The sequence below is a fragment of the Anaerobiospirillum sp. NML120449 genome, from assembly GCF_023051105.1.
Classification (GTDB): Bacteria; Pseudomonadota; Gammaproteobacteria; order Enterobacterales; family Succinivibrionaceae; genus Anaerobiospirillum.
Genome location: NZ_JALKIL010000013.1, coordinates 25,476 through 50,573, shown reverse-complemented (window position 1 = coordinate 50,573; position 25,098 = coordinate 25,476). Strand labels below are relative to the sequence as shown.

Below are 25,098 nucleotides of genomic sequence, written 5' to 3'. Positions count from 1 at the left end.
AAGAGCCTATTCTAGCATGCCCTCAAAAACACAGCCCGTCGCCTGTATGTCAACAGGAGGCGGGCTGGTATTGGCGCTGCTGCGCCTGCAGCAAGCGCCGCAGTAGCTGCAGCTTAAGCTGCAGCATGTCGTCAGGCAGGCAGCAACGGGGGAATCAGCGCTTTTCGAGCATGTCCTTTACTCCCTTGTCATCAGGCTTTTGCTTAGAATTGCCCAGGGAGATGGCGTACTCGCTCTGAATTTCAGCGGTGCTGTTTTCGGAGTTGTACTCAAGTTCAGCAAGCTCCTCAGGAGTGAGCGGCCTGACAGGAGCGCGACCTGATGGCGAGGACTGGTCAGCCGGATTGGCCGGAGTTCCTCTGGCCTTGCCGTCGGTACTGTGAGTCTGGGACATGCGCTCGGCTGTCTGTCCCTGATTACGGCCCAGTGATGCGGCCTTGCTGTCACTTACAGCCGCTGAGCTTTCCTTGAGCACCTCAAGGTAAATTCCGTCAGGGAAGTGTACGCGGTTATCCTCAGGTGCCGGTTCTTCCACTGTTTTCTCGGGAGCAGCCGGAGCCGGAGTGCGGCTTTCATTGATGATTTCGTTGATGCGGTTAATCTGGTCTGTGCTCAGGTTTTCTGGCAGAAGGGCCAGACTGGTTATGCTATGCCAGGTCTTGCCACTTTCAGTGTCTACCATAGGCAGGATGAGATTGAGTCCCTGGACGCTGCCTGAACTGGTACGGATTTCACTGGCATCCACAGGGCTGCCTCCACGAGGTGAGGTTTCCTGAGAAAGCACATCTGGCAGTGCGCCGCCTGGTGCTCCAGTGCCGGCTGCTGCTGCAGCCTGGTTTTTGCTTGCAGATGCTGTCAGCACCATCTGGCCAGGTGCACCCTGTGACTTGCCTGCAGCACCGGCTGCACCTGCGCCGTCAGCCTTGCTGCCAGCTGCCGCATTCTGAGCGGCGCCTCTGGCCTCTGCCATGGCCTTGCGCTGTTGGGCCTCACGGGCCTTGAGGGCAGCTGCCTCAGCTCGTTCGCGTTTGATGTCTGCAGCCCTGGTAATTTTGACTGTTTTTTCAGTGGCCGGAGTGCTGGAGCGCAGGGTCATGACTACAAATTCATTAGGCACGCCCAGACGCATTGGGTAGCCCTGCCATACGGCAATGCCGTTGCTTACTATCAGATCGGTGCTTTTAATGCGGTAATGTCCGGATAAAAAGCCGTCATTGAGACGGGCGACAATCTGGTTAAAACCCAGGACCAGACCGCCATGGGTATGGCCTGAGAGCACCAGGTCAACCTTTTTGTCGCTGTCGGCAAAATCAACAGCATAGGCCGGGCGGTGCGAAAGAATGACGGTAGGAGCGCTGTCATCAAGAGCGGCAGCTACGCCTTTGACATCAGGCAATGGCAGGCCGTAATTGGCCGCTTTAGGGTCGGTAAGACCGCCCAGAGTAAGCATGGTCTTGCCCTTGGCGTCCTTAAGCGCAACTACCTTGTTATCAAGGCTGATAAGGCCTCCCTGGACAAAATAGTCATGCCACTGCTGATAGCCTGAGTAGTACTCATGATTACCGGAGGTGATATAGACACCGTATTTGGCCTTGAGGTCAAAGAGCTGGCGTACTACGGCATGACGGCGGTTGACCTTGCCATCGATAAGGTCGCCAGGCAGCAGGACGAGATCAGGGTTGAGGGCGTTGATGCGGGTAATAATGTCAGCCACATAGGACGGATCAGACGGAGCGGAAATATGGAAGTCTGAGAGCATAATCACTCTGAGACCATCAAGGCGCGGATCGAGGCGCTCCATGGTGATCTGATAGTGATTGATACGTGGCTTGGTATAGGCGCAGGAGGTACCGTAGCAGGCAATGGCAAAGGCACCAAGCAGCATCAGCTGGGCATGGAAAACGGAAAATTCAGGCAGGACAGAGGCCTTGATGTCACGGCGCATGATCTTGACTGTGCCATTGATGGCAAGGCGGATCAGGACGAGCGCAGCAAGGGTAATCAGGGTAGTGCGGGCCAGATCGAGAACGAAGTAAAGATTGTAGGGAATATCAGGATCAAAGCCGTTGCCGCCGGTAATCACGTAGATGTAGTTGCGGCTCATGCCTGTAATGACAACAGCAGCAAGAATGGCCTTGGAGCGCCATGAAAGACGCAATGGCAGAATAAGGCCTGCCAGGAGAACCAGGAGAACAACTAAAGTAACTGCTGTCAGGGTGTTCATAACTTAACCGAAAAACTGTTCTGTTAACCGTCACCATCTGCCTCACAGTAGCAGGGGGCTGACGGTCTGTCCCATAAAACCGTGCCTGTGGTGCAAGGAGCCACACAGCTGAGCATATGGCAACATAAGCTCCAGGCAGCGGAGGCCAGTAAACCTTGCATTAAGGACAAGCATATCAGGAACACCTGTGGTCTGCAGATGTCTGAGCCTGAGCTCACGAAACGCGACATCATCACAGCAACCGCCCCTGCCTGGCCAGCGTCACGGCCCTGGCCACAGGCTATGGCTTGGCCGGGCAGGAATTGAGCGCCAGTCATCAGGCCTTATCAGGCCAGATGCCATATGGGCAGTGGTTTTGAGGGGATATCTTCTGCAGGTGCAGATTGCGACCGGTGATGTTCGGTCTAAAGTGTTCCAGATTATGGACTGAAAGTGCAACCGGACCTCAGGCGGTTCCGGAAATACTCCATGGCGCACATTACACAGGTCTTATGCCTGTTCAGGGCAAAGGCAAAACGCCATTGCATCTTTCGTCCGGACTGTGTGTACACAGCCCCGCCTGATTATACATAGCAAAACTTAGCTGAAACATGGTCATGGCAAAAAGGCGGGAGTGCTTCATGGCCTTTGAGCATGACCAGACCAGGATCTGTTTGTCCACTGCGTCGCCGCGCATCATCAGGCCAGGCCAGGTCTTGTTCATGCAATGCCTTTCTGGCAGTCCCCAGGCTTTGTGCCATACAGCCGGACATACATCCGGTCATACAGCCAGGTAGCGGGGCAGGCGTGCTGACGGTCAGCGTGTGGCGCGGATAAGGCGGCTGAAGGCGCCATCGGGAGCCGGACACAGTGTGCCGGCAATTGAGAGGCGGCGGGCATTGCTCGAACTGAACAGAGGCAGGGGGACAGCATTTACTGTGCACCAGGCAAACCAGGCAAAGGCCTCAGCCTCAAGGAACTTTGGATCGACACCAAAGTCCTGAGCCTGCATGACAGTAAGCTCAAGTCCGGCCTTTGAGCCCAGAGCTACCATGCGTTCAAGCAGGAAGCTGTTAAAGGCTCCTCCTCCGCAGGCCACAAGGTCAATGCTGTTGCTCATGACCTCAGGGTGGGCATCACAGACGCGGCTTATGGCATCTGTTACAGTGCTTGCGGTCAGCTCTGTAAGCAGGGCCAGCAGGTCGTTTATCTGCTCAGTGCTCTGAGGGTTGAGTTCTTTGAGCAGGGGCGCAATGAAGTCCTGATTGAACAGTTCACGGCCGGTAGACTTTGGCCATGGTCGGGCAAAGTATTCGTGCTTTAGCAGGGAGCACAGCTGCTGTTCATCGCACTTTCCCTTGCGGGCATGGGCGCCATCAGGGTCAAAAGGGATATCAAGGAAGGTACGGCACACATAGTCCATAAGGGTATTGGCTGGACCGGTATCAAAGGCAGTGAGCAAATTGTGCCCAGCTGGCAGAACGCTGATATTGGCAATGCCGCCCAGATTGAGTACTACACGGGTACGGCTGCTGTCAGCAAAGACGCTCTGATGAAAGGCCTGAGCAAGGGGAGCACCTTGACCGCCATTGGCAATATCGGCAGCACGGAAGTTGACCACGGCATCAATACCTGTGGTGGAGGCCAGCAGGGGGCCGTTATCAATCTGGATGCTGAAACCGGCCTCAGGATGATGACGTATGGTCTGGCCGTGAGCTCCAAGAGCAAAGACGTCCTGAGCACTGACACCTGCCTTGCTGAGCACGGCAGTTACAGCACGGGACTCACCAAGGGCTACGGCATTTGACGCAAGGCCCAGAGTGTAGACATTATCATGCTCTGATCCTGCTGAGCACAGGCCATTGAGCATGGCGCGCTCCTCATCACTCCAGTCCACGGCAGCGGTGGCCAGAGTGCGGTACCTCATGGAGCCTTTCTCATCCTGTCCAATGGACATGAGCACAGCATCAATACCGTCAATGCTTGTACCTGACATAAGACCAATAAACAGCCTGTCCTGCAGCCTGCCCTTGCCATAGCGCTCATATGGATCGGCACCACCTGAATTGCATACTGAACCGTTATTGCCTGATCCAGTGGCTCCAGGAACGGTGGTATCAGCACCTGGTGCACTTATGCCGGGCTGTAAGCAGCCTGCAGCTGTCATATTGCTCATATCCATACTCCAAAACCTGTCATACTCTGTTCTGATAGACCAGCCGCTCCGGCTGCCTCGGCTGCCACGGTCCTCAGGTCTGGTCCGCCCGTGCTGTCGCCCGGCTGGCTATGGCCGTCTGTCTGCCCGGGCCGTCCTGCCGCCCGGCTTGCCATGGCCGTCTGTCTGCCCGGGCCGTCCTGTTGCCCGGCTGACCATGGTCGTCTGTCTGGTCCGGCCGTCCTGGCGCCCGGCTGGCCATGGCCGTATGTCTGGCCGGGTCAGCCTGCCCCAGCTTTGCAAGGATGGGCCCACAGGACCGCAGCACATAATACTGCACAAGAGGCAGGCAGGGAAAATCAATACGCTGCTTACTGCTCAGTATGGTGCGCTGCACTGTGCCCCTGAGGCACGCAGGCGTTCAGGCAATAAGGCAGCCGCTCTGGAGGCGGCGCTGCCGGCATGCTTCCCGGCCTGAGCGTCTCAAGGGCGGTGTCAGGACCTATTGTTCTGTGAACGGGCGTGTATTGTCAGGTTCCCGGCACGGTGGGGTATAGTTGAGACTGAGGCAGGGAGCAAGGGCGAAATCGGGGGCAGGCATGAATCGACCTGGGATGAGCATACCTGGCCTTGTATGTCACCATGAAGTGGCGCGGATGATAAATTTATCAGGGCGCTGAACAGAGTATAATGACTGTCACAGCTACGAGGAATTTGGATTTTGAATAAATTTTTATCCTTTCTGGCAGCAGCTTTTGCAGGTCTGTCCAGTATGTCGGCCGTCAGTGCAGGTATTGATCACAGTGAAAGCCCGGCCCAGGTTAAGGTGTTCTACTATTCGCTTTCTGATCCCTTTATCGGTCATTTGAGCATCTCTTTGCAGGATCAGGCCATAGGCAGCATGATCAGGGTTACCCAGTATGATGCTCAGGGAAGTCTGCAGCGTCAGCTCGAGCAGCTGGAGTTTGTGCTCAACGGGCAGTCCGACCGTACACCTGTGATGGTAAACCCTGTTGATAATCACGATGGCAGTGAGGCCCTGGAAATTGCCCGCCGTCATAATGTGCCGGTAATTTTCTTTAACCGTCGACCTTCTGATGAGGTCATGAACAGTTATCCCGATGCCTGGTTTGTGGGTACCAATCCTGAACTGGCCGGCATGATTCAGGGCCAGATGGTATCTGAATATGTCAAAAGCCATCCTGAGATGGACCGCAATGGCGATGGCATCATCAGCTACCTCATGTTCAAGGGCGAATCAAATCACGAAGATACCGAGCAGCGCACCTCTGCTTTTGTCCGTAACATTGCCAATGCAGGGGTCAAATTCGTGCAGCTCAATGCTGCCTATTGCGACTGGTCACGTCCCCGTGCTTTTACGGTGATGAACAATCTCATCAGCCGCCACGGTCTTGATGGTATAGAGCTGGTGGTCTGCAACAGTGACTCCATGGCTCTGGGCGTCATTGATGCCCTGCAGGACAGGGGCTATAACCGTACTGAGACATCAGACGGATCAGAAAGCCCGCTCATTCCCGTATTTGGCATCGACGCGCTGTCGGCTGCTCTTGATGCTGTTGAGCGCGGCATTATGGCCGGCACAGTTCTCAATAACTACAGCGCCACAGCTGATGTGCTGCTGCGCATAGTTGAGGGCTATCTTTACGGCGAGCAGATTGACTCAGACTTCCTTGGATATCCCGTTATGAACCGCACTGTTGAGGTGCCTTACGTCAAGGTCAATACCGATACCGTCTATTTGCTGCGCTGACCATGCTGCAGCGGCCTGCAGCTTGCCTGCAGCTGCGCTCCCCGGCGGTCTGCCCCTGCAGCACATGGGCATGCCCCGGGCACCAGGCAAAGACGCGTCGCGCCCGGGCATCACAGGGAGCTGTGATGCCCAATAAGGACAGAGGCCCTGGCCCACACAAGTGAGCCAGGGCCTCTGCCTTTACAGGGCGCGGGCGCTGCCAGCGGTGCGGCCGCCTGCATGTGCTGCAGTACAGCAGCAGCGGCTGGAGCCGCCTCCTGCTGTATTATTTACTGCGCATCCAGTCGTAGCACACACGCTCGCCATCGCCGCCTGGACGATCGTACATGACAACGCCAATGTACTTGAAGCCCAGCTTCTCCATGATATGAATCATTGGCTTGTTGGCGCGGTGGGTGTCAACGCGCACATAGTCGTGCTGATCCATGACATGACGGAAGATGAACTGACCGGCGCCATAGCCCGGAGCTGTAGCCAGACGGTGAATTACTGCATAGTCACGGTCGGCACTCCACTGACCGTCGAGCTGATGGTAGGCAGGCTCATAAGGGCTGACCACGAAAACTCCCACTACCAGATCATCTTTGCAGCAGACAAAGGCCTCATTTTTGGACAGAGCTTCATCAAGGCAGCTGCTGTCAGGGAAACCGTTGGTCCACTGGGTAGTGTTGCCAATGCTGGCCATATAGCTGCGGGCATCATCGAAAAGCTCATCGATGCGTGGATAGTCTTCAAGTGTTGCAAGTCTGATTGTAAGCATAGTGGAGGATACCTGTATTCAGTTGGCTGATGGACGCATCCAGTCGTAGGCTACACGGTCACCGTAGCCAGGATAGTGAACAATACCGCAGTATCTGAAGCCGAACTTCTCCAGCAGGTGGAGCATGGTCTTATTGTTTTCGTGAGTATCGATGCGAATGTAGGGGTACTTTTCAGTCAGGTATTGGAAAATGAAGCTGCCGGCACCTTTTTCAGGCAGGGCTCCCATACGGTGGACCACAATATAAGGCTCATCACAGCTCCATGAGCCGCTGTGAATATGGTCATACTGCTCTTCATAATCACCAAGAGCAAAGCTGGCCAGCACAGTGTTGCTCTCATCTGTGCACACATAGCCGTGGCCGGAAACAATATCCTGCTCCACTACGGCTGCAGTAGGATATTTGCTGTCCCATTGATCAGGGTTGCCCTGTGCGTTCATATAGGCACGACAGGTGTCAAAGAGCTGGTCGAGGCAGGATAAATCCCCGGTTTCGGTCTTTCTGATGAGCAATCTTCACCTCATTTTCTGGCAGAAACAATAGTCTTATGCACAAGTGGCCTCACTCAGGTCAGGACCACTGCAGCTCAATAGTTTACCCTGAAATATCAGCCCTTTTGCCCAAAATCTGAATGCCCGCTCCAAATTCAGCAAGGTCCCTTCATGCCCGCTCAGCATGGCCGGCCGCCCAGCCTCTGAGCCGGTCTACCTCCTGGGGAGGCCTGCCGCACAGCTGACCGTATGCCCGGCTGCCCTGGCGTGCAGCGCAGGTCGCTGCGCAGCTGGCAGCGTATGGCATAAAGCACTGCGCCGGCATAAGCCGGCGCGTGTTAACAGTAAATGAGGCTGGGGCGGGGCCTGGTGCCATGGCCTGCAGATGTGCAGCGGCCTCAGGCCCTGATTCAGACTCCGGCTGCTGCTCCGCCTTCGGCCGCAGCACCCATGCTGCCGTATTCGGATGAGTAGCGCTCAAAGTAGGAGTAGCTGCGTGAGACCGGCTCCTGGTTCTCCCTGAGCATGTTACGTACTTCCTTAGGGGTGAGCTTGAAGCGGGCCTTGAAAGAGCGGTAGAACTGCTTGGAGTCGGAGAAGCCGTGGCGTCTCATAATGGTTGAGATAGGGGTCTTGTCCTCGGTAAGGTCATTGTAGACGTGGCACAGGCGCAGCTCGCTTACGTAGGACAGCAGACTCATGCCTACAGCTTCTTTGAATACCTTGCAGAAATAGCGCGGATGCAGATTGATAAGAGCGGCCATGTCATCAAGACGTATATGCTCGTTGTAGTGCGTCTTGAGGAAGTCCAGCACCGGCTGCAGACGGCGCAGGTTCATGTTCTTGCTAAGAGCAATGGCTACCTTGGCCTCGGCTTCGAGCTGAGCTGATGCGGCATTACCGGCCATCAGACTGTCGTCATGATCTTCATGGCCGCACATGCAGTCAGCAGCGCTGCCATCGCCATGAAGACTGTAAGGGGCGCCGTCCTCATCAGAAAGCCTGAAGCCATGGGCTGGCTCATTGTTTTCCAGATCACTGTCCTGACGGGCAGAGCTCATGGAACCAAAGCGCGGAGTCATGCCGCTGAAACTGGTGGCCATGGTGGTAGTACGGTCAGGATGGGCGTTGACCGGCTCTGTTTCCAGCAGTTCTGAGGCATGCTGGCTGAGAGCGGCCTGCTGGGCAAGATGATGGAGGTTAAGGGCACCAGGTGTACGCAGCTGATTGTGCATGGAGGCACTAAGGGCCGGCAAAGGTACAATGATTTCCATAAGGCATGAGAGTATGCCATACAGGGCATGGTTGAAATGAACCTTAAAGCCCATTTCCCCCTGACTGGTTTCATGAGCTACGGTAAGCTCAAGCAGGTAGTCGGCAAGTCGCTCCAGACACCTGGGGGAGGCGCGCTTGAGATCAAAGCGCAGCGGCAGGGGCAGATCGTAGCTGAGTTCCTGCTCAAGGAAGCTCTCCGGAATCTGCAGTACATAAGCCTCGTTATAGCTGGTACATGCAGAGTTGTGCAGCTCATTGCAGTTAATGAGCACGAAGTTGGCACCCTCAGCGCTCAGGTTGCACTGATTAGGCAGGTCAGCTTCAATTTCCGGCGGTGGATCACTAAAGCGCAGGTTAATACCGCGCAGATCACTGACACTGGCAGGCAGAGGTTCAGGGAAGCGGGGCAGCGCGCATTTCATGCAGGCATTGCTGGCAGCCTGCTCGGGGATCTCCACCATGAGCTTGCCTCTGGTGAGATAGATCAGCTCAAGGGCAGGATGGTAGTGGAAAGGCACAAAGGATCCGTAATCACCGGAGCGGAAGAAACGCACCGGCAATTTCTCCTGGATTTCTGCCTGTTCATATTGCTGTATATGATTTTTGCCCATGTTAAACCTACCTGAAAAGCTGTTTAATTTCAGAATATATCACAGATGGTTTGCAGGTCATGTTGAGAAAAAAGTGAAATTATCCCCTAAATCACTGACTATTTTCTCTGGATATCAGGTGCAGGACTGCATTATTATCTGCATTGTTGAAAATAACCCAGCCCGGGCCCAAGTGGTAAAAACTGAAAAATTTTCCCGTCCCTAAGGGCTTTTCAGCCCAAAAGGGCATTATCTGGATCACTGTCTTGCACCTGTGGGCACAGCTGCTCTCAGGCCGGCAGTTTACCTGAAGCAATACATATATAAGGGGCACATAAGGGAATCACGGGCACCAGGCCCGCCCCACGTCAGCAGTGCCGCCAGGGCCCCTCGGCCCCGCTGACACATGGCACATGACACATGGTCCCACAGCCCGATGATTTCCGACGCAGTGGCCCATGAGCTCATGGGCCAGCATCCTGCGGCTGTGCCGCTATATGGCCGCATGGCCCCGTGGTCCGGTCACCTTTCCCGCGCAATTCAGGGCAATTGAGCGCAATTTCGGCTTTGGTCCGCTCAGGCAACATAAGGGCAGTTTATGTATACAGCTCAGCGCCCCTCCTCAGAGAGGCTCTTATTCTTGTCTGATTTGGTCAGTACTTCAATTTTGTCTGGATGTGCTGACACGACAGCACCGGCCGTACAGCGTGACCCGGTGCCAGAGTTAAACAATCCGTAGGGCGGTTCTTTTCAGAGCCGCCGTTCCTGATTCATTTTACTGTGTCCTGGTGCGCCGTTCATAGCGTTTCCAGCCTGACGTATGACCGCATCGACATTCTTAAAGCAAAGCCAGCAGCAACGCAGCTGCCACCGCTATCCAATCCCATACGCATTTACCACTCCCGCATCACAGTCAAAGTGCCCGGTAAGCTCAATAAGCTCAATAAGATCTGACAGCAAATGAGCATAATGAGCTCAATGAGCTTACTCAGAGCCCTTACGCGCTTATGCAGTCAGTGACAGCATGACACCTGAGCGGCATTGTGCGCCGCACGTGTGCTGCCTGCCCAGCCGCTTCTGAGGTGGTTGCGGCAGCGGAGGCGGCGCGGCAGCTGCTGATCTTGCGCCAGCCGGGCAAAGGTATGACAAGCATGCGAAAAAAGCTTTGCTGTGGTGTACTTATGCATGATTTTATGCAGACGGAAAAGTAGTTAGTTTACACAGGTAAAACACAAATAAATGTGTATATCTTTGTATTTGTCTGATGAATAAAAACTGGTGTAATCAGCATGTTTACGGGCATTGCCCAGGCCTGATCCTGGGGCATGCCCATGGTATGTTATTGTCAGAGCATTGTACATGTCCAAAAACATCCGTAAAAAGGGCATTTTCATAGCTCAACATGGCCATTAAAAGCGGCTTTTTGCGCTTGATTTTGTGATGAGGATCACCGAAAATAGCGGCATTGAGCACTTGTTGGAAAAATTGTTCATTTTATATTTGTTCAATATATGTGATGAACTGCTCAAATTCTCCTTCCAGAGTCATCGTTTTTACTGTGAAAATACCCGTGCAGGGTATGAGAGTTTTTTACATTGCCAAAACGGGCTCAACTGCATTCTGATCACCTATGGATGTGATTGGAGGGGCAGTAAGGGTTAATGGCTTTTGTCAGGGGCTGCCCTGATAATACGTTTTTCAGGTTGTCTTTTAAGATCTGGTCAGTTGTCCCTGAAACGGGGTTGCCTGTGCCGGACATAACCGTGACAGGTCAGGACTTTTCAAAACGGCAGCTTCAGGGCTGCAGTTTGAAGTACTGGCGGTTGCGCGGAAGAGGACGGCTCTTAAAAGAGCACTTGGAAAGTGAGATGACAACCCTTTTGCCTTAAGTACTTTGATGTTATGGCGCAATGCGGGAGTTTTACTCCCTTTGTACTGTGATCATGACTTCCGGTGTTTTTTAGGAAAGCTTATGTCCACAATTCCTTTTTTAACGTTGGCGATTTCAACAGCCGCCATATTGGGAATTCTGCTTGGCGAAATCCGCTATCGCGGTATCGGCCTGGGTATTGGTGGTGTACTGTTCTCAGGTATTTTCGTCGGTCACTTCTTCCACGAGTGGTTCGGTTTAACCGTACGTACTCCAGATGGTCTGACCAATGCAGGTGAAATTCTGACCTACGTACAGGAGTTTGGTCTTATCCTGTTCGTATACGCAATTGGTGTGCAGGTAGGCCCAAGCTTCTTTGCATCTCTGCGTTCCATGGGCGCCAAGCTTATCGGCTGGGTAGTAGTCATCATTGCTCTGGGCTGCTCCGTGGCCTTGACCCTCCACTTTGTCGGTATTCTCAAAATCGACGCCATGGTTGGTGTCTATTCCGGTGCCATTACCAATACCCCGTCACTTGGTGCTGCCACCCAGATGATTCTGGACATGGAGAGTGTGCTGGGCGAGCAGGGTGTTGATACCAGTGCTGCAGGCTTTGATGAGACTCTGGTTCCATCAGCATACGCCATGGCCTATCCATTTGGTGTCTGCGGCATTTTGCTGACCATGATTCTGATTCGTACTATCTTCCGCGTAAATATCGAAGACGAAGCAAAGAAGTACATGGAGTCAAAGGCTGCTTCTCAGGGTGAAATTACCTCTTTCAACGTCAACGTACTGTCCAAGGACTTCATCGGCAAGCCTTTATCATCAGTGCCTGGCATTGTTGAGGAGCACCTGGTATGCTCCCGTATCAAGCGTGGCAAGGATCTTTTAGTTCCTCATGCCGATACTGTTCTTGAGTACGAGGACATTCTGCACCTGGTAGGTGCCCGTCAGCATTTGCACCCTGTTATTGCAGCTGTGGGCAAGAAGGTGGACTCTGCCTATACCACTACCCGTGGTACCAACAAGATCGTAAAGCGCATAGTTGTTACCAACAATGCCGTCATCGGTCACTCCATTGAGTCTCTGCACCTTGAAGAGCGTTTTGACATCATAGCTTCACGTTTATACCGTGCCGGTGTGCAGTTTATTCCTTCTCATGACATGAGACTGCAGTTTGGTGACTCCCTGAACGTTCTGGGTACTAAGGAGCACATTGACGCCGCTTCCAAGATTCTGGGTAATTCTGATATCGCCCTGCACAAGGTCGCCATGCTGCCAATCTTTATTGGTCTGGCTCTTGGTATTCTGCTTGGTTCTATCCCAATTCCTGTTTCAGGTGTTCCAGCCCCTCTCAAGCTGGGTATTGCCGGTGGTCCTCTGGTTATGGCCATTCTGCTTTCCCGCTTTGGTGAGACCCTGACTTTCAAGCGTATCCGCTGGTACATGCCATCAGCAGGTCTTTCTGCCCTGCGTGAAATTGGTATCACCCTGTTCCTTTCCATTGTCGGTATCTGTGCCGGTGCCAATGGCTTCTGGTCTACTCTGACCCAGGGTCCAGGTGTTACCTGGATGATGTGCGGTATGCTGATTACCTTTATCCCAATCTTTGTAGTCGGCATTCTGGCTTACAAGATTTCCAAGGTTAACTATCTGGTACTGTGCGGCATGATCGCCGGTTCCATGACCGATCCTCCAGCCCTTGCTTTTGCCAACGGTATGCATTCCAACCCTGAGGCCTCTTCCCTGGGTTATGCCACCGTTTATCCGGTAACCATGTTCCTGCGTATTCTGTCACCACAGGTCATGATTATCATTGCGGTACTGGTTGCAGGCTTCTAGCCTCAGTTATAAGATCCTGTCTGCACCAGGAACAGTATCGCATGCAGCAGCTGTTGGGGCTGCATGAAAAAAGCCGGCTGCTCAGTGCAACCGGCTTTTTTCTTAAACTAAGGAGTTGTCTATGAAAACATTTGAAATCAAAGATCCGACTCATAGGATGTATAAGGCCTTTGAAACCCTGTACCACTCCAGCTTCCCGGCTCATGCTCAGCGTTCGCGCGTCCAGCAGATGGAGGCTTTCAAGGACAGTGCCTATCATCTGCTGTGCTTTGAGGATCAGGGTGAGCTTCTCGCCTTTATCAGTTACTGGACCCTTGGCAGCTGTACTTACATTGAGCACATTGCCGTTAACGACAAGCTCAGAGGTCAGGGCAATGGAGGCCGTGTTCTCAGATCTTTCATGGCTCTGATGAACAAAATCGTGCTGCTGGAAATTGAGCCTCTGACTGATGCCGAGTCCCAGGCCCGCTTCAATTTCTACCAGAAGTGCGGCTTTGGCGCCAATGAGATCGAGCATTTCCATCCTCCTTACAGAAAAGACAAAGAGCCTCATCCTCTTATTGTCATGACCTACGGTCGTCCAGTTTCCCAGGGAGAGTATGAAGCTTTCATGAGTGAGCTTACCAGCAAGGTAATGGCCATAACTCCCGATTAGTCAGCTCCTGCAGGCTCACCATAGCTGTGAGCCTGTTATGCCAGAATCAGGACCTGGCCTTAAAGCCAGGTCATGGCCAGCCTCAGCCCATTCACAACAAAATTCCGTCCCGCACCCCTGAGTCCACGGCAACTCCAGCACCATACCACGCCAGTACCAGTCCCATTGTTCAGTTCCATAGCGACATCCCTGGTCCGTCAATCCTCCCTGCAGCCGACCACGCCGCCCCCAGGTCATATCAGCCCCCGGCCAATTCCTCCCTGCAGCCGACCACGCCGCCCCCAGGTCACATCAGCCCCCGGCCAATTCCTCCCTGCAGCCGATCACGCCGATCCATGGTCACATCAGCACCCGGCCAACTCCTCCCTGCAGCCGATCATGCCGATCCATGGTCACATCAGCACCTGGCCCATTTCTCAGTTCCACTGCAAAAGTCCCAGTACCGCCCGAAGAGCACCTGGTCCTCAATTAGATAATTGTTCAAACATACATACTGTATGTATGTTACAGATTGCGCTATAATTCACTGTCCCATCAATAAGAGGGGCAGAGTATTAGCATCATTCTCATGCTCATGCTCATGCTCATGCTCATGCGTCTGAGCAGCAGCTGAGTTGCATTACCTGCTGTGGCGGCACCTGAGATAAGGTGCATGGCAGGTCCAGGGGCCTCTTTTCAGGCGGCTGACAGGCTCTGGCAAGTTTATGTGCCGGCACCTGAGATAAGGTGCATGGCAGGTGGCAGGGACGGCTTTCCAGGCAGCATCCAGGCATCGTGGCTTATGATGCATGATAATTTATATGTTCCAGGCTGAAGGTTGCAGCTTCTGGCTATGCAGCAGGGCCGGCAAGTCAGTACCGTGCAAGGCAGTACCGCGCAAGGCAGGCTTGCACAATGCAGGTGAGCAAGAGTTGGCACCGTACCTGGCAGAGCCTTGCTGCGCAAAGGCGCCTGGCAGCTACCGCCATGGCGTGCCGTGTGGGGCCTGGTTGCGCAAAGGCGCTGTGTCGCCGGACCCATGGCGTGCTTGCGGGGGGCGGGCAATTGAGGTTGATTAAAGGCAAAGGGCTATGATTACAGTAAAACCAGTCAATATTGGAATAGGTGGACCGCTTGCGGCTCTGGTAAGCGGCATGTCCGGTTACTCTCAGGCTTTGCCATGGTGGTCTCTCTTTCCTCTGGCCTGTGTGGTCGGTGCGCCGCTGACAGTGCTTTTTCCTGTGATCCTGCCTCTGTATATGCTCACCGTCATATCACGCCGTTACCGTGAGCGCTGGGGAGCCCATGCCGCTTTTGAAGAAAGGCTCAGAGCCATGGCGGCCGCCGAGGCTCAGGCTGCTGCTGTAACAGACAGCGCCGCCCGTGAATTAGCTGGTGCGGCTCAGGCGGCAGCTGAAGCCGGCCGTCAGATTAAGGATGACAAAAAGACTGAGCTTGGTCCTATTGAGGGTATTGGTGAGGCTGAGGTCAAAAAGGCAGGCGATCGTCAGGCCCAGATTGATGCTGAAATCGAGCAGGAGAGACTGAGCCGTGAGCATCAGCATGAGCTGGTCAGCAGCGCTCTGGCCCGCTTTAATCTTTCGGCCTTTATCAAAAACCACATGCTCATGCTCTCGCTCATTCTCACTGCCTACTACACAGTGCTCTCAGGAGCCTTTATCTGGGCAGGCTGGTCAATTTCTGAGGCCATGAACCGCTATACAGCCCTGGCCAGCAAGAACAAGGTACTGCAGATTGCTACCCCTGAGCAGCTTGCTTACTCAGATACAGTTATCAATATCGTAACCATTGCCGGCATTATCATTTTTACCGCCATGCTGGTGAGCTTTACTCTGGTGGCTGTGCGTGCAGTGAAAGATCTGCTGGTAATCAAACTCAATGACAGCAGTTCAGAAGGCTCTCAGAGCATTTCCTTTAATGTAAACAGTGACAGTCAGGATCTGCTCTCCGGCTCCATGTTTTCACTGACCATGTCCGTAATCATCAGAAATCTGCCGGGCATAGCCGTACTGTCGGCCATTTTCTACTCAGCCTTTATTGTCATTGAACGCTACTATGCTCATCTGCGCATTTCAGCCATTGATGCCATGGTGCTGGGCAGGGATTACTTTGACCCGAGTCTGCTCTTTATCTTTCTCAGGCTGTATGCCGTCCAGGCCTTTACCGTCAGCCTGATGCTGGTGATCCTCATGTCTCTGCACGCCATAGCCCTCAACTTCCAGCACCGCTTCTCCCGCATCTGACCGCCGTGTGCGCAGCTGCCGCTGCAGCAGCCGCTGTGGCAGTGGCATCTGCGTCAGGCGCAGTACCGCAGGCAGCCGCCGGCATGTCTGCAAGCTGGCCTGCGGCCAGTGGCCAGTGAGCCAGGACGTGGTACTTTCAAAGACCGTATGCCGGGCATTGCCATCCGATGTGGTGCTCAGCTACGGTCTTTTTGCTTACATACTTGGGAAAGGGGCAGCTTTAAGGCACAATAGTCAGGCTCTGAGAGCAGGCAATATCATGGCTCATTAATCAGGAAAGGCTCATGTACATCAAGGATACTCTGCTGCCATTACTTAACTCTTATCAGATCAACTATCAGCTCTATGCCCATGAGGCCCTGTCTCATGGCGATATTGATATTGAGCTGCCGGACATGAAGGGCACCATTTTGAAGAATCTGGTGCTGACCAATAAGACCAGAGAGCTCTATCTGTTCACTCTGCCTCTGGATTTCAGAGCCAATCTCAAGGGACTGTCCAATGCTCTGGGGGTACCACGTTTCAGCTTTGCCTCAGCAAGCGATCTTGCCTTCATGGGCATTCCTGCAGGTCACGTAAGTCCTTTCTGTCTGCTAAATGACCCAGGCTGCAAGGTAAGATACATCCAGCCTGTAGAGCTCGATGACTTTGCTCTGGTTAACTGTCATCCGCTGGATAACCATTTTTCCGTAGATATCAGCCGCCATGACCTCGAGCAAATCGTAACCGGCAGCGGCCACGAAATTACCCGCGTTGACGGCGCGGTCTTCCGTTAACCATTATCGGCCAGGCCTGCCCACAATGGCTGCCCCCTGGGCATTCCTGCCTCTGGCTTTCATCCCCGGGGGCAGCGCATGGCTTTAATCCCCGGGGGCAGCGCATGGCTTTAATCCCCGGGGGCAGCGCATGGCTTTCGGCACGGAGCTCTTATGACCACATCAAAAAGCTCATCTCAGACCACTCTGGCAAAGGCTGGCGCGGGCAGCAAAAAGAGGACTGCCTCAGCTGCCCGTACCAGAGCTGCATCTTCCAGGGGGTCATCTGCAGCTGTGGCTGACGCAGCTGCACCAGCGGCAACCGGTGTGGCTGAGGCCGGGGCCGGTGGTGAGCGCATTTATGGCTTTGAGCCCTTTGTTCCCGACAATGCGCGCGTGCTGATCCTGGGCTCCATGCCCTCGGTCAAAAGCCTGGAGCAGGGCTTTTACTATGCCAATGCGCAAAACCGCATGTTCAGGCTGATTGCCCTGTATTATGCGCGCTCACTTGGTATTGCCTCTGAGGATGCCCAGCCGCTTGCTACTGTTGAACAGCGCAAGGCGGCCCTTGAGCATCTGGGCATTGCCATGTGGGACGTAATCGCCAGCTGTCAGAGAGTGGGCTCGCTTGATTCCAATATCAAAAATCCCGTCTGTGCCGACATCATTGGCCTTATCAGCCATTACCCCTCAATAACAACCGTTATCACCAATGGCGGTCTGTCAGCCCGTCTTTTTGAGCGCCATACGCTTAAAGATCCCCGTCTTCAGGGCATTGAACTGCCCTTTACCCATATTGCTCTGCCCTCAACCTCTGCTGCCAATACCATCAAATTCGAGCGTCTGAAAGAAAGCTACGATCAGGCCCTGCTGCCTGTGCTGGGCATTTAGCAAGGCCCCAGCCTGCTGCTGTTACAGCAAAGCCCTGGTCAGCCCAGGCATGTCCTGTCCATGCATGGCATGCCCTGTCCAGGCGTGGCATGCCCCGGTATGCCCCCGCATGGACGCTCCTTGCGGGACAGTGCAGGGTCGGGAGTGTACTTCCATGATGCCCTGGTGGCCAGGTGTTGAACAGATGCGGTCATGATGGAGCTGATGCTGATAAAATAGGGCTTATGAGCAGATCAATTCCCGGCGGCAGCGCCGCCAGGTGACGCTCAGTATTATTGTTTTTTTTATCGATGAGGTTGCCATGATCAATGACATTGATGTGATATGGAGAAAGCTCCTGACACTGACAGGCGCGGGCGCTGTTGCCGTCGCTTCATGCCTGATGGCCGCCCATGCCTCAGACGGTACAGCAACTTCCTCATCACATAATGAATCCATTTCAGCTGCCAGTAAAAACGACGCCGAGGCGCTGGCCGACGCCAACAGTCTGAGCAAGGTAGAGGCTGACCGTGCCATTGAGGCTCTTGAGGAGCAGCTGCTCTCTGAAAATACCAGCAGTGCCGGTGACACGGGCGGCACCAGGGGCAGCGCAAACGGCAGAGCTGCTGGAACTGGCGCCGCTTCGGCAGGAGCTGTTATCGCATCACGTGCGGTGACCGCAGATGAGGCATCTGCAAGTTTAAAGGGCGCCTATGATCGCTCAGCTGCAGCAGCCAGTAAGCATGATGCCCGCCGCAAGGCCGACCGTGAGGCCGCCAGCAAGGCAACAGCTACCGCTGACCGCAAGGACAATGCAACCAGCAGCCGCGATTCAGACAATGTAAGTCACGTGCTCGACAGCGGAGCTGCCAAAGCAAGTGACATAGGTGGCGGCAAAGAACTGGTGCTTGAGCGTTCCTTCAGCATCAGTTACATCAAGGTGCCAGCCAAGTGTGAAGAGGATACCCTCAAGAGCACCTGTACCCGTCTGGTCAACTACTATGCCCGCCGTTTTGAGCGCGAAATGGTGAGCAATATCAGCATTGACTACGATGAAAGTGATCCTTTTAACAAGGACAATTTCAAAAACAGTCTTAACCGCCAGAAGTCAGTGCAGCACATTCAGATGAGTGTTTACACTCATCCTGACAACAAGTTAATGACCATGTTCAGTATCTTCCGTCAGCGCATTGCCGGTGGAAAGGAGCAGCTGCTGGTCGAGACTATCAACTTTGAAACAGCCACTGGTCGTGTTATCCGTTTTAACGAGCTTTTTGAAAACCACCAGCTGGCCGCCATGCTCTGTGCACGCGCCATCGAGGCCCATTACCGCAAGTACAACTCTCCGCTGTTGCCTGTGGTTATATCAGCAACAGAGCTAAGTCCGTCCAATTTCATCATTACCCCGCGTGGCCTGCGCTTTTTCTTTGCTCCAGGCCTGGTAAAGCCTGACAGCAAGATTGCCGAAAGCATGCTGGTCGGACTTAATCGTCTTAAAACTGCCCGCCCGGACAGCCGCTGGTGGTCAGGCAAGAACATACCTGTGACCGAGGAGGAGAAAAAGGCTCTGGCCAACTCAGCTCTTGCAGGGGTCATCAGTCTTGATGAAAACAGCAATCTTGAGAAGATCAACGCCATCAACTCCCGTCGTCAGGCCGAAGGGGCAGCCGATCAGATTGCCAGCGACGTATACGATGATGAAGCCATGAGGGGACAGAAACGCGCCGTGGTCAAAGTTAAAGAAAAGTAAGCCCCATAGTGACCTGCACAGGCTCTGCCCATGGCACAACCCTGTCTTGCGCTGTGCCATGACAGAGGTCCTTGCACCCTGGTAACGTCCCGGGCAGCTGCAGCATGACAGCATGCAGCTGCCAGCCTTTATGACGTGGCATAACATGCGGTAATTTGTCTAATGCAAAGGCAGCTATCTGAACGCATCAGAGGCTGCCTTTGCTTTTTTGTCAGGGGAGTCCACGCTAAAAGATGTGTCATTTGTGCTGTGCCGGCACAAAGTGCACGGCTGACGGGGGCGGCATGCCTGCAGGCATGAGCGGCATGCATGTCTGTCGACAGGGGTGCCATTTCTGTCTGTCTCGTGGTCGGCATGTCTGTCGGCAGGGGGCGACATGCCTTTGGTCGTTGGGGCTGGGGCACGCTGGTATGGAGCCTGTAATTTGTGCGGCATTTCATGGCTTTACTGGAGGGGAAAATAAGGTGGTCCGGGCCAGCCTGATCCGGGTTTAACTGGCTTTTTTATGGGGAATGTATGTATGGGACGAGGGGGTTGGAGTTAAGACACAGGTTTTTTGTGAGAGTGGAAATAAATTGCGCAAATAGTTCCAACAAAGGGAAAAAGGCACGCTGTTTTTTGCTAACATTATCCCTTGTCCGGGAAGTGAGAATCCTGTTCATGTCAGGTGAAAAACAGGACATATACTGCATGGTACTGACGGTGGAGGAGCCGCAGTCAGCCGCATGAACACAGCATGAGGCACATGACAGGGAACAGTAAGGTGAATTTTCCGGCAGCAATACAGCACAGTAAGCACACTTAATGGTGAAGGTATGACCTGGTTGAGTCCGGCTGCCTGCTGCTTTGAGCGAGCATAGCTGCAGGTTCAGACTCTGTCAGTGACTGAGGTCTTTACCGTGTTGCCTGCGCTTTATCAGCTGTATTTGGCTGCATCTGTCAGCAAAGGACAGAGGCAGTTATCAGGCATATGAACTCTTTGCCCGACAGGGGAAGTATCTCCGGACGAAAAACGGATGGGCTCCCGACAGGGGCCGGCGCTGCCGCCCTGTGGTTTCAGGAGCGCTCTGAGACAGTCGGAGCCAGGTGCTGAGCTCATTGAGAAGCTCAGTGCAGAGCAGAGAGGGGCTTTGTGGTGGCCTCATATGACTGTGACACAGCTTGTGTGTTTGGTTGATCATTTCTTTATTCTAAGGAGTCTCCACAATGGCTGATTTTGATCTTGGCATAGTTAAGAATCCTCAAATTTATGAGCAGAACCGTCTTGCTCCTCATTCAGATCATGAGTGTTTCAGCAATTACCGTGAGCTGCTGGACGGCACTGAGAACTCGCTGCGTCACAGTCTCAACGGCAACTGGTTCTTCCATTACGCAAAGAACTTCGGTCAGATGGCTGCGGGCTTTGAAAATGACGATTTTGACGTGTCCGGCTGGAGCTCCATCCGTGTCCCAGGCCATTTTGAGACTCAGGGCTACGGCAAGCCTCACTACACCAATGTCTGCTATCCATGGGATGGCCGTGAGAAAGTACTGCCAGGTGAAATCCCAACCCGCTTTAACGCTGTAGGCTCATACGTTACTTTCTTTGAGAGCAAGTGGAACTGGGAAAACTGCTTTATCTGCTTTGAGGGCGTTGACTCAGCCTATGCCGTTTACCTCAACGGCCACTATGTAGGCTATGCCACCGGCTCCTTTACCCCGTCAGATTTCGACCTCACCCCTTACGTACGCCGTGGTCAGAACCGTCTTGCAGTACGTGTCTTCAGATACAGCTCAGGATCTCACCTTGAAGATCAGGATTTCTGGCGTCTGTCCGGCATCTTCCGTGGTGTCTACCTGTACTCAAAGCCAGCTGTTCACCTTGAGGATATATTCGTAAGGGCCACTCTTGATGAAAGCTGCACCCGTCCACTGTTAAACGGTACCGTACGTCTGAGCGCTCCTGGCGCCGTACAGATTCATCTGGTTGACGAGCATGGCAAGCGTGCTACCCGCTGGTTCAGCTCTGATGAGAGCAAGGGCAATGAATTTGATTTCAGCCTCGATATCAGCGGCCTTGATATCAAGCCATGGTCTGCCGAGCATCCAAATCTGTATTCCCTGCTGTGCCAGGTAGTAACCACTGAGACTGCCCAGTCCATAAACTATGTCAGCGAAGGTCAGGACGTCAAAGACGATATCGACCAGATGCTCAAAGTTGATGAGTCTGCACTCGAGGCCTGCCAGCTGAGAATTGGTTTCCGCCGTTTTGAGATGAAGAACGGCATCATGCACATCAACGGCAAGCGCATTGTGTTCAATGGCGTTAACCGTCATGAGTTCAGTCCTGTAGGCGGCCGTACCGTACCTGCAGAAGAGATCTACGAAGATCTGCTGACCATGAAGCGCAACAATATCAATGCCGTACGTACCTCTCACTATCCAAACTCCAGCATCTTCTATAATTTCTGTGATGAGCTGGGTCTGTACGTTATTGATGAGACCAATCTTGAGACTCATGGTACCTGGCAGATTCAGGGCAAGGCTACCCATACTCAGTACACTCTGCCTGATGGCCACCCTGAGTGGCACGATGCCGTTATCGCCCGTGGCCGCGCCATGCTCGAGCGTGACAAGAACCATCCTTGCGTGCTGATCTGGTCATGCGGTAATGAATCCTTTGGCGGTCAGACTCTCTTTGATCTGTCCAATTTCTTCCGTGAGCGTGATCCATCCCGTCTGGTCCACTATGAGGGCATTTTCCATGACCGCCGTTTCAACGGTACTTCCGACATGGAAAGCCAGATGTACACCACTGTTGCCGGCATCAAGAAGTTCCTGAGCGAGAACCCTGAGAAGCCTTTTATCATGTGTGAGTACACCCATGCCATGGGTCAGTCCTGCGGCGGCATGAAGCTTTACACCGATCTGGCCCGCACTGAGCCACGTTATCAGGGCGGTTTTATCTGGGATTACAAGGATCAGGCTTTCCTCGTATGCAATCAGGACGGTGTTGAGTACTATGCCTATGGCGGCGACTTTGACGATTTCCCAACCGAGTACAACTTCTCCGGTAACGGTATTGTCTATGCTGACGGATCTCCTACCTCCAAGATAAATGAGGTCAAATTCAACTATCAGAATTTCGACATCAAACCATCACGCAACAGCATCACCATCACCAATCACTCTCTGTTTACCAATGCTGATGAGTACGTACTCCACATAGAGCTGCTGCTCAATGGTACCAGTATCCAGACCTTTGATGACATTGTTTCTGTAGAGCCAGGTGAGACTGTTGAGACTGAGCTGCACATTGACGCCTTCGAGGACGTGCTGAGTGGTGACAGCTTTGATCCTTCCGCCGAGTATGTGATGCGTGCCTGTCTGTGCCTGAAGAGCCAGACTGCATGGGGCCCAAGCGGTCACAAGGTAGCCTTTGGTCAGTCTGTTATTCACTCTCCTGAGAAGTATGTAACCCTGCCTGAAAAGGAGCATGGTCTTGAGCTGCTCTCAACCGGCTTTAACTACGGCGTAGTAGGCGAAAACTTCCGTGTCCTGTTCTCAGTAGCTGCCGGCGGTCTGGTCAGCTACCAGGTAAATGGCATTGAGTACTTAAGCGGCATGCCTAAGCCAAACTTCTGGCGTGCTCCTACTGACAATGACCGAGGCAACAAGATGCCTTTTCGCAATGCCGTATGGCGTTCAGCAGGTCAGTTTGCCCGTTGCGTTGAGCACAAGGCCGAAAGCCTCAGGGAGTGCGTACAGGTAAAATTCAGGATGCAGCTGGCTACTCTGCCAGTTGAGGCCTTTGTTGACCTGATCTACTCAGTCTACCCAACAGGTCAGATTCGTGTTGATCTTGACTACAAAAAGGCCGAGGGTCTGCCAGAGATTCCTGAATTTGGCATGCTCATGCCAGTCAAGTCCAGCTTCAGCCAGCTTGAGTTCTACGGTCGCGGCCCAACCGCCAATTACTTTGACCGCAAGAACGGCTACAAGCTTGGCTACTACACCAATGAGGTTATCGACGAGTTTGAGGTCTATCTGCGTCCTCAGGAGAGCGGCACACACTGCGATACCCGCTACTTCATCGTTCGTGACTCCAAGAGTGATCACGGTCTGATTGTGACCAGCATTGAGCGTCCTTTCAACTTCTCAGCTCTGCCATGGACTCCATACCAGATTGAGGAGGCCCAGCATCCATTTGAGCTGCCTGACTACGAGCGCACTATCCTCAAGATCAACTCCGAGATGATGGGCGTAGGCGGTGACGACAGCTGGGGCGCTCCAGTGCTCGAGCAGTTCCTGGTTCCAAACCGCGACTGCCACTTAAGCTTTGTCTTCCAGGGCTTCTAAGCCCCAGACCACCATCCATGCCACGGTCTGAGCTCCAGCAGAGCCCTGGCCAGGGCCTCAGTGTGGCCCCTGGCCGTGGGCCCGGATGGAGGCCCGGCAAGGCCGGTGCTGCACATCAGTGATGGCATCATGTCTGAGCCAGTACGGCTGCTTATCAGGTGGCCGTCAGTCCATGTTCCTGAGTGCCCTGATTTGCGAGTAAAACTCCAGGGAACATGGGCACGGGCATGGTGGGGATAACATATAGGTAAAGATCAAGCGTAATGCTGATAAAAAAGGCGACTGTTGTTTACGGACAGTCGCCTTTTGTTATTTCAGGGGTATAAAAACGGTTACATGCACTGTTATTTTCCGGCCTCAGGTGCACTGACATGGCCCAAATAATTACCCTGTGCGTTGACAGGATATACTGAATTGAAGTTCCTTAATTTACGCTGTCACCAGGTATGTGACACATGAAAGGTCATATTCGTCACAAATCAAACCTGTAATTACTGACAGCACTGCATCTGTGCGTTATTTTGTCAATATTCTGCTATTACATGGGCTTAACATACTGCAAGCACAATAGCCCGGCCTGACATGCTTTTGAGCCATGCCGGCCGTACGGAAAAATGAAAAACACCAAGAGGACCCAGCGCCAGTCAGCTAAATGACGCAGACATCAACAGGGAGCAAGTTCATCAGACACTGCTGAGCCAGATAATGCCATGGGACCAGGTGATATCAAAAGGTGGCCAGTTCAGCCAGTGACACCAGGGGCAGCTGTCTGCCCTGACATCAAAAGCATGGCGCTCCAGCCGCGACAAATGCGGCTCTGCAGCGAGCCCGGACATCAGAAGCATGGCGCTCTTGCCGCGACAAATGCGGCTCTACAGCCAGCCCGGACATAAGGAGCATGGCAGTACGCCCGCGATATCAGCAGCACTACAGCCAGCCCGGACATCAAAAGCATGGCGCTCTGGCCGCGACAAATGCGGCTCTGCAGCCAGACTGGCCATAAGGAGCATGGCAGTACGAATGCGATATCAGCAGCGCTACAGCCAGCCCGGACATCAAAAGCATGGCGCTCTGGCCGCGACATATGTGGCTCTACAGCTTCTCTGACATCAAACAAATCCCTCCTGTCTCAGCGCAGACATAAAGCCTCTGTGCCATGGCTGCAATGAAAGGGGCAACAACAATCGAATATGAATCATAAGGAGATGCTTACTCCGTCAGGCTCGCAAATGAGTCAGACAAAATAATTTGCTGTGAGTACGTTACTGTGGGTCGCATCAGTCTCTCTTGTCAGGTTCCGGCAGTTCAGCTGGACAGGGACGGTAATGGTCAAGGTCGTACTCACTATGGCATGCTGCCCGTCTTTTCTGACTGCGCTTACATCTGATGCTATATGGTCTTTCATAACTGTCAGCATGACAGCAATGCTGGATTTGATCCTGAGTCATATCTGTAAGAGAGTTTTCATTCCCGGAGCAGGTGATGTATGCCAGATAGCATTGCGCTCCTTAACTGCCTGAGCTGTT

Annotated in this window: 14 protein-coding genes; 9 read left to right on the top strand and 5 right to left on the bottom strand. The window is 53.5% G+C overall.

The genetic code is table 11. The features are described 5' to 3' along the window. Window positions 1-154: 154 nt before the first annotated feature. The gene (locus tag MXE41_RS05670) at window positions 155-2,224 is read right to left on the bottom strand and encodes a metallophosphoesterase (protein WP_247099687.1); all 2,070 of its coding nucleotides are present in this window, start codon (window positions 2,222-2,224) and stop codon (window positions 155-157) included. Between the two features lie 796 nt (window positions 2,225-3,020). Beyond that, entirely contained in the window at window positions 3,021-4,385 is a 1,365-nt protein-coding gene (locus MXE41_RS05665; protein ID WP_247099685.1) for an anhydro-N-acetylmuramic acid kinase, read from the bottom strand. 694 nt (window positions 4,386-5,079) lie between these two features. Between MXE41_RS05665 and MXE41_RS05660 the strand changes: the two genes are divergently transcribed. Then, on the top strand, window positions 5,080-6,129 hold the full coding sequence (locus tag MXE41_RS05660) for a galactose ABC transporter substrate-binding protein (RefSeq protein WP_246978150.1): 1,050 nt from the start codon (window positions 5,080-5,082) through the stop codon (window positions 6,127-6,129). Window positions 6,130-6,394: 265 nt separating this feature from the next. Here MXE41_RS05660 and MXE41_RS05655 read toward each other — a convergent pair whose 3' ends face one another. The 3 genes from MXE41_RS05655 to MXE41_RS05645 all read right to left on the bottom strand — a co-directional run bounded on the left by MXE41_RS05655 (window position 6,395) and on the right by MXE41_RS05645 (window position 9,267). Then, a complete protein-coding gene (locus MXE41_RS05655) occupies window positions 6,395-6,889 on the bottom strand; it encodes a GNAT family N-acetyltransferase (RefSeq protein ID WP_247099684.1) in 495 nt (164 codons plus the stop codon). Window positions 6,890-6,907: 18 nt separating this feature from the next. After that, window positions 6,908-7,402 (bottom strand): hypothetical protein, encoded by a 495-nt coding sequence (locus MXE41_RS05650; protein ID WP_246978152.1) that lies wholly within the window; start codon window positions 7,400-7,402, stop codon window positions 6,908-6,910. A 389-nt stretch (window positions 7,403-7,791) separates the two neighbouring features. After that, window positions 7,792-9,267, bottom strand: coding sequence for an AraC family transcriptional regulator (locus MXE41_RS05645; protein ID WP_246978153.1), 1,476 nt, complete (start codon window positions 9,265-9,267; stop codon window positions 7,792-7,794). Here MXE41_RS05645 and MXE41_RS05640 point away from each other — a divergent pair. The 8 genes from MXE41_RS05640 (at window position 9,266) to MXE41_RS05605 (ending at window position 23,572) form a co-directional block, all read left to right on the top strand. After that, complete coding sequence (locus MXE41_RS05640; protein ID WP_247099682.1) at window positions 9,266-9,472, top strand: hypothetical protein; 207 nt, start codon at window positions 9,266-9,268, stop codon at window positions 9,470-9,472. The genes MXE41_RS05645 and MXE41_RS05640 overlap by 2 nt on opposite strands. A 1,746-nt stretch (window positions 9,473-11,218) precedes the next feature. Continuing rightward, window positions 11,219-12,961 carry a putative transporter gene (locus MXE41_RS05635; protein ID WP_247099681.1) on the top strand — a complete coding sequence of 581 codons (1,743 nt, stop codon included), beginning with the start codon at window positions 11,219-11,221 and terminating at the stop codon, window positions 12,959-12,961. Between the two features lie 121 nt (window positions 12,962-13,082). Continuing rightward, window positions 13,083-13,616: a GNAT family N-acetyltransferase gene (locus MXE41_RS05630; protein WP_247099680.1), complete on the top strand. Its 534-nt coding sequence runs from the start codon at window positions 13,083-13,085 to the stop codon at window positions 13,614-13,616. Between the two features lie 1,070 nt (window positions 13,617-14,686). Then, window positions 14,687-15,859 (top strand): hypothetical protein, encoded by a 1,173-nt coding sequence (locus MXE41_RS05625; protein ID WP_247099678.1) that lies wholly within the window; start codon window positions 14,687-14,689, stop codon window positions 15,857-15,859. A 284-nt stretch (window positions 15,860-16,143) separates the two neighbouring features. Then, on the top strand, window positions 16,144-16,635 hold the full coding sequence (locus tag MXE41_RS05620) for a YbaK/EbsC family protein (RefSeq protein ID WP_247099676.1): 492 nt from the start codon (window positions 16,144-16,146) through the stop codon (window positions 16,633-16,635). Window positions 16,636-16,788: 153 nt separating this feature from the next. Further along, the gene (locus tag MXE41_RS05615) at window positions 16,789-17,505 is read left to right on the top strand and encodes a DNA-deoxyinosine glycosylase (protein ID WP_247099674.1); all 717 of its coding nucleotides are present in this window, start codon (window positions 16,789-16,791) and stop codon (window positions 17,503-17,505) included. A 301-nt stretch (window positions 17,506-17,806) separates the two neighbouring features. Next, a complete protein-coding gene (locus MXE41_RS05610) occupies window positions 17,807-19,234 on the top strand; it encodes a hypothetical protein (RefSeq protein ID WP_247099673.1) in 1,428 nt (475 codons plus the stop codon). Window positions 19,235-20,440: 1,206 nt separating this feature from the next. Next, window positions 20,441-23,572, top strand: coding sequence for a glycoside hydrolase family 2 TIM barrel-domain containing protein (locus MXE41_RS05605; protein ID WP_247099672.1), 3,132 nt, complete (start codon window positions 20,441-20,443; stop codon window positions 23,570-23,572). Window positions 23,573-25,098: the final 1,526 nt, after the last annotated feature.

What these genes read in the sequence shown, in the direction of transcription:
- MXE41_RS05670 (WP_247099687.1), bottom strand. Translation starts at nt 2,224, where the DNA reads ATGAACACCCTGACAGCAGTTACTTTAGTTGTTCTCCTGGTTCTCCTG.
- MXE41_RS05665 (WP_247099685.1), bottom strand. Translation starts at nt 4,385, where the DNA reads ATGGATATGAGCAATATGACAGCTGCAGGCTGCTTACAGCCCGGCATA.
- MXE41_RS05655 (WP_247099684.1), bottom strand. Translation starts at nt 6,889, where the DNA reads ATGCTTACAATCAGACTTGCAACACTTGAAGACTATCCACGCATCGAT.
- MXE41_RS05640 (WP_247099682.1), top strand. Translation starts at nt 9,266, where the DNA reads ATGTTAAACCTACCTGAAAAGCTGTTTAATTTCAGAATATATCACAGA.
- MXE41_RS05645 (WP_246978153.1), bottom strand. Translation starts at nt 9,267, where the DNA reads ATGGGCAAAAATCATATACAGCAATATGAACAGGCAGAAATCCAGGAG.
- MXE41_RS05635 (WP_247099681.1), top strand. Translation starts at nt 11,219, where the DNA reads ATGTCCACAATTCCTTTTTTAACGTTGGCGATTTCAACAGCCGCCATA.
- MXE41_RS05630 (WP_247099680.1), top strand. Translation starts at nt 13,083, where the DNA reads ATGAAAACATTTGAAATCAAAGATCCGACTCATAGGATGTATAAGGCC.
- MXE41_RS05625 (WP_247099678.1), top strand. Translation starts at nt 14,687, where the DNA reads ATGATTACAGTAAAACCAGTCAATATTGGAATAGGTGGACCGCTTGCG.
- MXE41_RS05620 (WP_247099676.1), top strand. Translation starts at nt 16,144, where the DNA reads ATGTACATCAAGGATACTCTGCTGCCATTACTTAACTCTTATCAGATC.
- MXE41_RS05615 (WP_247099674.1), top strand. Translation starts at nt 16,789, where the DNA reads ATGACCACATCAAAAAGCTCATCTCAGACCACTCTGGCAAAGGCTGGC.
- MXE41_RS05610 (WP_247099673.1), top strand. Translation starts at nt 17,807, where the DNA reads ATGATCAATGACATTGATGTGATATGGAGAAAGCTCCTGACACTGACA.
- MXE41_RS05605 (WP_247099672.1), top strand. Translation starts at nt 20,441, where the DNA reads ATGGCTGATTTTGATCTTGGCATAGTTAAGAATCCTCAAATTTATGAG.